At 70.4% G+C, this 11593-nt stretch carries 10 protein-coding genes; 6 read left to right on the forward strand and 4 right to left on the reverse strand.

Features of this window, described 5'->3' with window-relative positions:
• Positions 1–9: 9 nt before the first annotated feature.
• The 4 genes from CHC05_RS02345 to CHC05_RS02360 all read right to left on the reverse strand — a co-directional run bounded on the left by CHC05_RS02345 (position 10) and on the right by CHC05_RS02360 (position 5581).
• Entirely contained in the window at positions 10–969 is a 960-nt protein-coding gene (locus CHC05_RS02345; protein WP_089244106.1) for an ABC transporter substrate-binding protein, read from the reverse strand.
• The gene (locus CHC05_RS02350; RefSeq protein ID WP_089244108.1) at positions 966–2966 is read right to left on the reverse strand and encodes an ABC transporter permease; all 2001 of its coding nucleotides are present in this window, start codon (positions 2964–2966) and stop codon (positions 966–968) included. The genes CHC05_RS02345 and CHC05_RS02350 overlap by 4 nt, the downstream gene beginning before the upstream one ends.
• Positions 2963–4039 carry a quaternary amine ABC transporter ATP-binding protein gene (locus tag CHC05_RS02355; protein ID WP_089244110.1) on the reverse strand — a complete coding sequence of 359 codons (1077 nt, stop codon included), beginning with the start codon at positions 4037–4039 and terminating at the stop codon, positions 2963–2965. The genes CHC05_RS02350 and CHC05_RS02355 overlap by 4 nt, the downstream gene beginning before the upstream one ends.
• Positions 4040–4141: 102 nt before the next feature.
• Positions 4142–5581 carry a trimethylamine methyltransferase family protein gene (locus CHC05_RS02360; RefSeq protein WP_089244112.1) on the reverse strand — a complete coding sequence of 480 codons (1440 nt, stop codon included), beginning with the start codon at positions 5579–5581 and terminating at the stop codon, positions 4142–4144.
• A gap of 86 nt (positions 5582–5667) precedes the next feature.
• Between CHC05_RS02360 and CHC05_RS02365 the strand changes: the two genes are divergently transcribed.
• The 6 genes from CHC05_RS02365 (at position 5668) to CHC05_RS02390 (ending at position 11590) form a co-directional block, all read left to right on the forward strand.
• Positions 5668–6438 carry an IclR family transcriptional regulator gene (locus CHC05_RS02365; RefSeq protein WP_218824392.1) on the forward strand — a complete coding sequence of 257 codons (771 nt, stop codon included), beginning with the start codon at positions 5668–5670 and terminating at the stop codon, positions 6436–6438.
• A gap of 67 nt (positions 6439–6505) precedes the next feature.
• Positions 6506–7171: a cobalamin B12-binding domain-containing protein gene (locus tag CHC05_RS02370; protein WP_089244116.1), complete on the forward strand. Its 666-nt coding sequence runs from the start codon at positions 6506–6508 to the stop codon at positions 7169–7171.
• 14 nt (positions 7172–7185) lie between these two features.
• Positions 7186–8040 (forward strand): dihydropteroate synthase, encoded by an 855-nt coding sequence (locus CHC05_RS02375; RefSeq protein WP_089244118.1) that lies wholly within the window; start codon positions 7186–7188, stop codon positions 8038–8040.
• Entirely contained in the window at positions 8037–9857 is a 1821-nt protein-coding gene (locus tag CHC05_RS02380; RefSeq protein WP_089244120.1) for an ASKHA domain-containing protein, read from the forward strand. Before CHC05_RS02375 ends, CHC05_RS02380 begins: the two co-directional genes overlap by 4 nt.
• A gap of 76 nt (positions 9858–9933) precedes the next feature.
• Positions 9934–10443, forward strand: coding sequence for a DUF1638 domain-containing protein (locus CHC05_RS02385; protein ID WP_218824393.1), 510 nt, complete (start codon positions 9934–9936; stop codon positions 10441–10443).
• 16 nt (positions 10444–10459) lie between these two features.
• Positions 10460–11590 (forward strand): ABC transporter substrate-binding protein, encoded by a 1131-nt coding sequence (locus tag CHC05_RS02390; protein ID WP_245870622.1) that lies wholly within the window; start codon positions 10460–10462, stop codon positions 11588–11590.
• Positions 11591–11593: the final 3 nt, after the last annotated feature.

Here is an 11593-nt window from a genome sequence, read left to right on the forward strand (position 1 = left end):
GACCCTCCTTCAGCTCTTGATCCAGGCCTTCCACACGTCGGAGTTGGCCTCGACCCACTTCTTCGCGGCGTCGTCGTCGGAGAGCTTGTTGACCGCGATGTCCAGCGCCACCGCGTTCTGGTGCTCGTTCGTCCACTGGAAGTTCTTGATCAACGCGGCGGCCGGGCTGCCGGAGTCGGCGAACTTCTTGCTGACGATCTTGTCGAGGTCGAAGGGGGCGTAGTCGCAGGCGACCTTCGCCGGATCGGCGTCACAACCGGCCGTGTACGGCGGGAGGTTGACGTGGACGAGCTTGACCTCGCTCAGGAACCACTGCGGCTCGTAGAAGTAGCCGATCATCCACTGTTTCTGCTGCTCGGCCGTCCGGAACGCCTGGATCAGCGCGGCTTCACTGCCGGCGTACACCACTTTGAAGTCGAGCTTGAGGTTCTTGACCAAGGCCTCGTCGTTCGTGACGAACGACGGGTCGCCGAGCAACAGTTGGCCCTTGCCACCGGACTCGGAGGTCTTGAACCTGTCCGCGTACTTGTTTAGGTTGTTCCAGTCGGTGATGTCCGGGTACTCCTGCGCCAGCCACGGCGGCACGTACCAGCCGATGATGCCCTTGTTGCCGGTCAAGCCGTACTCGACGGCCACCTTCTGCTGTTCGATGTAGGTCTTCTTTAGGTCGGGGTGGCCCCAGTTCTCCAGGACCACGTCGACCGCGCCGGTGCCGAAGCCCTGCCACGACACCTCTTCGGTGAGGTTCTTCTTGGTGACCGTGCAACCCAGTTCCTTGGTCGCGAGGTACGCGATGACGGCGGCGTCGGCCTGGTAGCCGACCCACGGGTTGACCGCGATGTTGACCGTGCCGCAGGCCGCCTTGCTGGGCTCCCCGGACGACCCGGAGCTCTCGATCTTCGAACCGCAGGCGGTCAGCGCGAGGGTGCCAACCGTGACGACCGCTATGAGCTTGCCTGTTTTGTTCACTGATCCCTCCCCCTTCTCGTGCCGGCGTCCATGCGCCGGGCAGCTGCCTGGGTGGTGCGGTCGAGCAGGACGCCGAGCAGCACGACCGCGACGCCGGCCGCCAGGCCCTTGCCGTAGAGGTCGGACTGGGAGAACCCGGCGACGACGAGATAGCCGAGGGCACCGGCGCCGACGAGGCCGCCGACCACCACCATCGACAGGACGTAGATCAGGCCCTGGTTGGCGGCGAGCGTCACCGACTGGCGGGCCAGCGGAAGCTGGACCTTGGTGACGACCTGCCACGCGCTGGAGCCGGAGGAGGTCGCCGCCTCGACGACGGTGGCCGGGACGCCCCGCACGCCGTCCGCGACGAGCTTGATCGCCACGGGTGCCGCGAACACGACGGCCGCGACGATGGCGGTGAACCGGCTCGCGCCGAACAGGCCGAGGAACGGCACCAGGTAGACGAACGCCGGCATCACCTGCGCCGCGTCGAGGGTCGGGCGGATCAGCGCGTCCGCCCGGTCGCTGCGCCCCATCCAGACCCCGACCGCGATGCCCAGTGCCATGACGATGACCGTGGCGACCAGGGTGGCGGCCAGCGTGACCATGGCCTCCTGCCACAGGCCGGTGGCGACCAGCAGCCCCAGGCAGACCGCGACGGTCGGCACGATCCGCGGCCCGGCGACGATCCACGCCAGGGCGAGCACGACCGCGGACACCAGATACCAGGGTGACTGCGCGATCAGGGCCTGCAGCGGGTTCAGCAGCCCGTAGCTGATCGCGTTGCGGATGGCGTCGGTGACGGCGCCCAGGTGGAGTTGTACCCAGTCGCTGGCGTCGGTCACCCCGGCGGCGACCTGACCGCCGACGACGCCGGTGCCCGCCGGGCCGGGGAAGAAGGCCGCCCAGACATAGGTGTACGACAGGTACAGCGCGACCGCCGCCGCGACTCCCAGCCCGGCCAGCACGATGCGCCGCCGGCCGCGGGCCTTCGGACCCAGGCGGTAGCGGGCTTCGACCCGGTCGCGTGCGGCGGTGGTGACCCGGTCCAGCACGATCGCCATGATCACGATGGCCAGCCCGGCGCGGAACGCGGTGCCGACGTCGAGGGTCTGCAGCGCGCGCAGGACGACCTGGCCGAGCCCCGGCGCGTCGATCAGCGCGGCGATGGTGACCATCGACAGCGCGCACATGACGGTCTGGTTGACGCCGAGCACGATCGTGCGCTTGGCCAGCGGCACCCGGACCGTGCGCAGCAACTGCCACTTCGTCGCACCCAGCGAGGTGCCGGCCTCCACGGAGGAGAAAGCCACGGTGCGGATGCCGTGTGCCGTGATGCGGATGACCGGCGGCATCGCGTAGATCAGGGTCGCGATGACGCCCGAGGCCGGGCCGATGAGGAAGAACAGCGTCAGCGGCGCGAGGTAGACGAACGTCGGCATCGTCTGCATGAAGTCGAGGACCGGCGTGAGCACCCGATGGAGCCGGTCGGACAGGCCGGCCCAGATCCCGAGCGGGATGCCGATGACCAGGCAGATGAGCACCGCGGCCACGGTCAACGCCAGGGTGTCCATGCTCTGCTGCCAGTAGCCGAGCAGGCCGAACGAGGTGAACCCGGCCGCGGTCAGCACGGCGACGCGCAGGTTGCCGGCGGCGTACGCGGCAAGGGTGGCCACCACGACGACACCCAGCCAGCCGATCAACGGCACCGGCCGCCCGTACGCCGGTTGGCTGATCAGAGATTGGAGGAACACCGTCAGCGCGTCGACGGCCTCGCGGATCACGTCGAAGAACGCGCTGAAGACCGGGCTGCTGCCCCGGGTGTTGTTGATCGCGTCGCGCAGGTCGTTGAGCCGCTCGTGCAGGGACGTGAGCTCCGACGTGGACAGCGCGAGGGTGTCCTGGCCGTGCAGCGGGATCCACAACAGCACCCAGACCGCGACCACACCGCCGAACAGCCAGCTCCGCGGCAGCCGCGCGGCCCGGCGGACCGCCCCGGCGCTGAGCGTGGTCATGGCTCTTCCGCCACGATCACGCGCAGGATCGCCTCGTCGTCCACCATGCCGACCAGCTCGCCGTCGTGGACGACCTTGACCGGCGCCGCCGACGAGAGGACCGCGCGGACGGCGTCGCGCACGACCACGTCGGCGCCGAGCTCCGGACCGTCGAGTGGATCATCGGCGCGGACCGGGCGCATCACCCAGCGGATGGTCAGCACGTGCGACTTGGGCACGTCGGCGACGAAGTCCCGCACGTAGTCGTCGGCGGGCGCGCCGACCACCTCGTCCGGGCGTCCGATCTGGACGGCCGCGCCGTCGCGCATGATCAGGATGCGGTCACCGAGGCGCAGGGCCTCGTGCAGGTCGTGGGTGATGAAGACCATCGTCTTGCCGACCTCGTGGTGCAGCCGCAGGACCTCGTTCTGCATGTCCCGCCGGATCAGCGGATCGAGCGCGGAGAACGGCTCGTCGAAGAACAGGATCCGCGGGTCTACGGCGAGGGCCCGGCCGAGACCGACCCGCTGCTGCATGCCGCCGGAGAGCTGGTCCGGGAAGTGGTCCGCGTAACCGCTGAGGCCGACCAGGTCGAGCACCTCGCCGGCGCGCCGGAGCCGCTCGGCCTTGGCCACACCGCGGATCTCCAGCCCGTACGCGACGTTGTCCAGCACGCGCCGGTGCGGCAACAGCCCGAAGTGCTGGAACACCATGGCGAACCGGTGCCGGCGCAGCTCGCGCAGCCGTCGCTGGTCGGCGGCGCGGAGGTCCTCGCCCTCGATCAGCACGTCGCCGGAGGTCGGCTCGACGAGGCGGGTCAGGCAGCGCACGAGAGTCGACTTGCCGGACCCGGACAGGCCCATCACCACGAACACCTCGGTCGGCGCCACGGTGAACGAGATGTCGCGGACGGCCGCGACACATCCGGTCCGCTCCAGGAGCTCGGGGCGCGGGAGCTCGGCCAATGGGGTGCCGACGATCTTGTCCGCGCGCGGCCCGAACACCTTCCAGAGCTTCGACACGGCCAGCGCCGGCGGGCCGTCCTGGACGGTGGCGGCGGGCACCCGTTCGGCACTGATCAACGGCTCTGGCATGGGTGCCTCGATGTCTGCGCGCAGTCCGGTGTGGTCGGTCCCAGCTGATCAGTCGTGATATTTCGCGACAGTATCCGTACGGCCGTCACGGCCCGTCAAGGTTCAGTCGCCGAGTTCCTTTCGCCGCCGGACGACGTACTCGTCCAGCTCCGCGCGGATCGCGTCGTCGAGCGGCGGTTGCTCGTACTCGTCGAGCTGCTTGCGGGCGATCTCCCCCGCCCGGGCCGCCGCGTCCTGGCCGCCGTTGCGCAGCCAGCGCTCGTAGTTCTCCGACGACGAGAGCAGCGGGCGGTAGAAGCACGTGCGGAACCGCTCCAGCGTGTGCGCCGCCCCGAGGAAATGGCCGCCGTGCCCGACCTCGGTGTGCGCGTCGAACGCCAGCGCCGCCTCGTCGATCTCCAGCGGCGTGAACTCCACCTGGAGCATGCGCAGGATCTCGACGTCGACCACGAACTTCTCGTAGCCGGCCACCAGACCGCCCTCGAGCCAGCCGGCCGCGTGCATGACCCAGTTCGTGCCGGCCAGGAACGTCGGCAACATGGTCATCATCGCCTCGTACGCCGACTGCGCGTCGGCCGACTGGCTGGAGGTCAGGCCGCCGCCGGTGCGGAACGGGAGGCCGAACCGGCGGGCGATCTGTCCCGTGCAGAGCAGGCCGATCGCCGACTCCGGCGTGCCGAAGCACGGCGAGCCGGACTGCATGTCGATGTTGGACAGGAAGGACCCGAAGATGACCGGCGAGCCGGGCCGGACGAGCTGCGACAGGGCGATCCCGGTCAGCGCCTCGGCCATCTGCTGCACGAGCGTCGCCGGGATCGACACCGGCGACATCGCGCCCATCAGCAGGAACGGGGTGATGACGACGGCCTGGTTGGCGGCGCTGTATTCGAGCTGCGCGTCGAGCATCCGGTCGTCCCAGCGCAGCGGTGAGTTGCAGTTGATGAGCGAGATCGTCGCGGGCGTACGCTCGATCGACTCCCGCCCGCCGAACAGGATCTCGGTCATCGCGATGGTGTCGCGGGCGTTGCCGCCGGACACGACGTTGCCCATGTAGACCTTGTCGGTGAGCGTCTGCAACGCGTAGACCATGTCGAGGTGGCGCGAGTCGAGCGGGGCGTCGTTGGGCTCGCAGATCACCCCGCCGGCCGAGTCGAGCTGCGGGAACCGTTGAGCGAGCTTGGTGAACCGGCGGAAGTCGTCCATGGTGGCGTCGCGGCGGACCTGCCCGTCACGGACGAACGGTGGCCCGTAGACCGCGCTGAACGCCATGTGGTCACCGCCGAGGTGCACGGTGTTGGCGGGGTTGCGGGCCTGCACGTCGAACTCGCGCGGCGCCTTGGCGACCTGCTCGAGCACGAAGTCCGGGTCGAACGTGACCAGGTTGCCCTCGACCGTCTGCCCGGCCGCGCGGAACAGGTCGAGGGCCCGGTCGGACACGAACTCGACGCCGATCTCGCTGACGATCCGCCGCCAGCCCTTGTCCAGGACGGCCATCGCGTCTTCGGAAAGGATCTCGTACCGGGGCATCGTGTTTCGGAACATCCGGCCTCCTTGACGCGATGGTCGGCCCGATTTTACGCTCATCAATTGAAACTGTAGTTCTACAATATGGAACTCCGGAGTCGCGTGTGGGCAACCAGCAGACCGGCACGCAGGCGGTCGATCGGGCCGCCGAGTTGCTGACGCATGTGGTCGAGGCGGCCGGGCCCCGGTCGTTCACCTCGCTGGTCGAGGAGACCGGCCTCGCGAAGTCCACCGTGTCCCGGCTGCTCCACGCGCTCGAACGCCACCGGCTCGTGCAGCGCGACCGCAGCGGCGTGTTCCGCCCCGGCGCGGTGTTCGCCGTGTACGCGGCCCGGCAGGGCGTCGGCAGCGACCTCGTCGAGCTGAGCACGCCGACGCTGGACCGGATCGGCTCCCGCACAGGCGAGACCGTCAACCTCGCGGTGCCCCGCGGTGACGCGGTGGTCCAGGTCGCACAGGTCGACAGCGTGCACCTGCTCGGCACCACCAACTGGGTCGGGCTGAGCGTGCCCGCGCACTGCTCGGCCCTCGGCAAGGTGTTCTACGCGTTCCGCACGCTGCCGCTGCCGACCGGCACGCTCGAACGCCGCACCCCACGGACGATCACCGACCGCACCGATCTCGAACGCGACCTCGCCACCGTGGTCCGGCGCGGCTACGCGGTCGCCCACGAGGAGCTGGAACCCGGTCTGGTGGCCGTGGCCAGCCCGGTCCGCGCGCGGGACGGCGCCGTCGTCGCCGCGATCTCCGTCTCCGGCCCCACCGCCCGGATCACCGACCGACGGGCCGAGCAGATCGGCGCGCTGCTGGTCACCGAGGCGGCGACGCTGTCATCGATTCTCGGCCACACCGCACGAACGGAGGGCGCCGCATGAGGGAGCTTGCGACCGAATCATTTGGCTCAGTAGCCCGAGTCATGCCCGCGCGAAGCGCGGTGGGCGCATGACTCCCGAGGAGATCCTCCAGGGCCTCTACGACCAGACGCTCGTCGGCAACGCGCCGGCGGTGCTCGACCTGACGAACGCCGGCCTCGACGCCGGGATGGCCCCGGAGACGCTGCTGTTCGACGCGCTCATCCCGTCGCTGGAGGAGGTCGGCGCCCGGTTCGAGCGGGGCGACTTCTTCGTGCCCGAGATGCTCATCGCCGGCCGGGCCATGGCGGGCGCGCTCGAACGGCTGCGCCCGTTGCTCGCCGAGACCGGGGTGGCGACGCTCGGCACGTTCGTCATGGGCACCGTCAAGGGCGACGTGCACGACATCGGCAAGAACCTGGTCAACATCATGCTGGAGGGCGCGGGGTTCCACGTGATCGACCTCGGCGTCCAGGTCTCGCCGGAGAAGTTCATCGAGGCGATCCGCACGTACAAGCCGGACATCGTGGGCTTCTCCGCGTTCCTCACCACCACGATGCCGATGTTCAAGGCCAACATCAACGCGCTGGTCAAGGCGGGCCTGCGCGACCAGGTGATCGTCATGGTCGGCGGCGCTCCGGTCACCCAGGAGTACGCCGACGCGGTGGGCGCCGACGGCTATGCCGCCGACGCGTCCGCCGCCGTCAAGAAGGCCAAGGACCTCATGCAACGCCGGCGGGTCATGGCAGCGACGTAGAGGGGTGTAGCGACGTGCACACCGTTGTCCGGTCCGCCTCGCGGACCGTCGTGATCGGCCCGGACCAGCCGTTCTGCGTCATCGGCGAACGGCTCAACCCTACCGGCCGCCGCATCTTCCAGGACCAGTTGCGGGCCGGCGACCTGTCCCGCATCGAGCTCGACGTCGCCGAGCAGGTGGCCGGCGGCGCCATGATGCTCGACGTCAACATGGGCGTCCCGCTGCTCGACGAGGCCGACCTGCTCTCCCGGGTCGTCCGCCTGGTGCAGGGCATGACCGACCTGCCGCTGTGCATCGACTCGTCGGTGGTCGAGGCGCTGGACGCCGGGCTGGCCGCCTACGAGGGCAAGGCGCTGGTCAACTCCGTGACAGCGGAGGACGACCGGCTCGCGGCGATCCTGCCGCTGGTCAAGCGGTACGGGGCCGCGGTCGTCGCCCTGCCCAACGACGAGGAGGAGATCCCGGAGGACCCGGCCCGGCGGCTGGAGCTGGCTCGCAAGATCGTGGACGTGGCGACCGGCCGCTACGGCATCCCGGCCGAGGACATCGTCATCGACCCGCTCGCCATGCCGGTCGGCGCCGACACGTCCCTCGTCACCAAGACGCTGGAGACGATCTCGATGATCCGGGACGAGCTCGGCGTCAACATGACGCTCGGTGCCTCCAACGTCTCGTTCGGCATGCCGCACCGGCACGCGCTGGGAGCGGCCTTCCTGCCCATGGCGATGCACGCCGGCCTGACGAGCGCGATCATGGACGCCCGTACCCCGCAGATCGTCGACGCCGTCAAGGCGGCCGACCTGCTGCTCGGCAACGACGAGTGGGGCGCGAACTGGATCTCGATGTTCCGGGCCAGGCAGGCGGGATGAGCGAGCTGGACGGGCACGGTCGGGTGCGGGTGCACTTCACGCCCGCCGCCCGGGACATCCGTGTGCCGCCCGGTGTGACCGTCTTCGACGCCGCGAGCTGGAACGGCATCGCCATCGACTCCACCTGTGGCGGCCACGGCACGTGCCGCAAGTGCCTGATCCGGGTGGACGACGGTCGGCTGCCGGTGTCCACGCTGGACGTCCGGGCCTTCGGCGCCGACCAGTTGCGCGAGGGCTGGCGGCTGGCCTGCCGCGCGCAGGTCACCGAGGACCTGCGGGTCGAGGTGCCGCCGCTGGTCACCCGCCCGAAGGCCGCGACGGTGGGCGTGGGCCGGCAGGTGATCCTGCGGCCGGCCATCCAGAAGCGCTACCTGGAGCTGACGGAGCCGACGCTCGCCGACCAGACGCCCGACCTCGAGCGGGTCCTCGCCGCCATCGACGACCTCGAACCCCGGGTGGACCTCGCGGTGCTGCGCGAGCTGGGCCGGACCCTGCGGGCCGCGGACTACCGGGTGACGGCGGTGATCGTCGACGAGGTCCTGGTCGACGTCCAGGCCGGCGACACCACTGACCGGTGCTTCGGGATCGCGTTCGACCTGGGCACCACCACCGTCGTCGCGAACCTGCTCGATGTCAGCACCGGCACCCCGATGGCCGTGCGGTCGGCGCTCAACGCGCAGCAGCCGTTCGGCGGCGACGTGATCACCCGGATCAGTGCGACGATGCTCGACCCGGCGGCGCTCGGCCGGCTGCGCTCCCTGGCCCACGAGACGCTCGACGAGCTCACCCGCGAGGTGTGCACCGCCGCCGAGGTCGAGCCGCACGAGATCTACGAGGTGGCGCTGGCCGGCAACGCCACCATGGTGCACATCGCGCTGGGCATCGACCCGGAGCCGCTGGGCGTGGCACCGTTCATCATGTCCACCCGGGCCTTCCCCGAGATCATGGCCGCCGACCTGGGCGTCCAGGTGCACCCGCGGGCGCGGGCGGCGGTGTTCCCGTCGCTGGGCGCGTACGTCGGTGGTGACATCGTCGCCGGGCTGCTCGCCTCCGGCATGGACCGCGACCGGCGCATGCGGCTGTTCGTCGACATCGGAACGAACTGCGAGATCGTGCTGGGCAACGCCGAGCGGCTCGTGGCGACCGCCGCGCCGGCCGGGCCGGCGTTCGAGGGCGCGTCCATCCGGTGCGGCATGCGCGCCGCCGACGGCGCGATCGAGGTCGTCCGCATCCGCGCCGGCGCGCTGGAGCTCGGCGTGATCGGCGACGCGAAGCCGGCCGGGCTGTGCGGCTCCGGCCTGGTCGACGCCGTCGCGGCGCTCGTCGACACCGGCCTGATCGACCCGACCGGCCGGTTCGTCCCCGAGGACGACGCCGCCCGGATCGCACCGACCCTCGCCGACCGGTTCGGCACCTGGGACGGCGAGCGCGTCTTCGTGCTGCACGAGGAGGTCGTGCTGTCCCAGCGCGACGTGCGCGCGCTGCAGTTCGCGAAGGCGGCCATCGCCACCGGCTGGAACCTGCTGCTCGCGGAGCTGGGCATCGACCGCACGGAGATCCAACAGGTGCTGCTGGCCGGCTCGTTCGGCAGCTACCTGTCACCGGCGAGCGCCATCCGGATCGGGCTGGTGCCCAAGCTGCCCGTGCTGCGGGTCGTCAGCGCCGGGAACGTGGCCGGCGAGGGGGCCAAGATGGCGCTGCTGAGCCTGCGGGAGCGGGCCGGCGCCACGACGTTGCTGGAGGAGGTCGAATACGTTGAGCTCTCCGACCGGACCGACTTCAACGACCGCTTCGTCGATCTGCTCGCCTTCCCCTGACGCCCGCACCGCGGTCATCGCCTGCGGCGCCCTTGCCACGGACGTCTCCCGCGTGGCCGCGGCCCGCGGTTGGCCGGTGGACGTGCATCCACTGGCGCCGCTGCTGCACAACCGGCCGGCGCGGATCGCCCCGGCCGTGGAGCAGCTCGCCACGGCGCTGCGCGGCCGCTACGCCACGGTGGCCGTCGCGTACGCCGACTGCGGCACGTACGGCGCCCTGGACGAGGTCTGCGGCCGGCTCGGGCTGCGCCGGCTGGGCGGCACCCACTGCTACGACGTGCTCGCCGGCGCCGACCGCATCAGCGACCTGTCCCGGCGCGAGCCGGGCACGTACATCTTGACCGACTTTCTGGTCCGTTCGTTCGAGCGGACGGTTGTCGCGGAGCTCGGCCTCGATCGTTGGCCGGACCTGCGCGACGACTACTTCGGGCACTACCGGCGCGTGGTCTGGCTGGCTCAACGGCCGGACGCGCGGTTGTCGGCGCTGGCCCACGCCGCCGCCGACCGGCTCGGCCTCCCGCTCACGATCTTGCACGTCGGCGATGCCGGCCTGGAACGCGAGCTGGCGGCACTGCTCAATCGATGATGTGAAGGAGAGCTCCGTGCGAATCTCGATCACCCGTGGGACGGCCGTGGTGGCGTTGTCCGCCGTCGCGCTGGCCCTTTCCGCCTGTTCCCCGCCGTCGAGCAACAACGAGGCCGCGGCCAGTGACGCGGCGAAGGCCACGAGCGCCGCCGACCTGGGCGGGATGGACAAGCTCGTCGAGGCGGCCAAGAAGGAGGGTGCGCTGAACGTCATCGCGTTGCCGCCGGACTGGGCGAACTACGGCGAGATCATCAAGGCGTTCACCGCGAAGTACGGCATCCCGGTGAACTCGGCGCAGCCGGACGCGTCCAGCCAGGACGAGATCAACGCCGCCAAGCAGCTCAAGGGGCAGGGCGGCGCGCCGGACGTCTTCGACCTGGGCACAGCCGTCGCGCTGGCGAACACGTCGATGTTCGCGCCGTACAAGGTGGCCACCTGGGAGGACATCCCGGCCGCATTGAAGGAGGCCAACGGCACGTGGGTCAACGACTACGGCGGCTACATGTCCATCGGGTACGACTCGTCGAAGGTGCCGGCTCCCACCGGCGTCGCGGACCTGCTCGGGGCCGCGTACAAGGGGAAGGTCGCGTTGAACGGTGACCCGACGCAGGCCGGTGCGGCGTTCAACGGCGTCGTCGCGGCCGCCTTGGGCAACGGTGGCTCGGCGGACGACATCGCCAAGGGTGTGGACTTCTTCGGCTCCTTGAAGAAGGCGGGCAACTTCCTGCCCGTCGACCCGACCCCGGCGACGATCGAGTCCGGCCAGACTCCCGTCGTGTTCGACTGGGACTACCTCAACGTGGCCCAGGGCGCCAAGCTCAAGGGCAAGGTCGAGTGGAAGACCGTCGTACCCGCGAACGCCGTGGTGGGCTCCTACTACGTCCAGGCGATCAGCGCCGACGCGCCGCACCCCGCGGCCGCCCGGCTCTGGCAGGAGTTCCTCTACAGCGACGAGGGCCAGAACCTGTGGCTCAAGGGCGGGGCCCGCCCGGTGCGGGCCGACGCGATGAAGGCCGCCGGCACGCTCGACGCCGCCGCCTTCGACGCGCTGCCACCGGTCACCGGCACCCCGGTGTTCCTGACCGAGGCGCAGACCAAGGCGGCCAACGACTACCTCGCCGCCAACTGGGCCAAAGTCGTCGGCTGACCA

This window comes from Asanoa hainanensis, from assembly GCF_900188485.1.
GTDB lineage: Bacteria > Actinomycetota > Actinomycetes > Mycobacteriales > Micromonosporaceae > Asanoa > Asanoa hainanensis.

What these genes read in the sequence shown, in the direction of transcription:
- CHC05_RS02370 (WP_089244116.1), top strand. Translation starts at nt 6,506, where the DNA reads ATGACTCCCGAGGAGATCCTCCAGGGCCTCTACGACCAGACGCTCGTC.
- CHC05_RS02350 (WP_089244108.1), bottom strand. Translation starts at nt 2,966, where the DNA reads ATGACCACGCTCAGCGCCGGGGCGGTCCGCCGGGCCGCGCGGCTGCCG.
- CHC05_RS02355 (WP_089244110.1), bottom strand. Translation starts at nt 4,039, where the DNA reads ATGCCAGAGCCGTTGATCAGTGCCGAACGGGTGCCCGCCGCCACCGTC.
- CHC05_RS02380 (WP_089244120.1), top strand. Translation starts at nt 8,037, where the DNA reads ATGAGCGAGCTGGACGGGCACGGTCGGGTGCGGGTGCACTTCACGCCC.
- CHC05_RS02360 (WP_089244112.1), bottom strand. Translation starts at nt 5,581, where the DNA reads ATGTTCCGAAACACGATGCCCCGGTACGAGATCCTTTCCGAAGACGCG.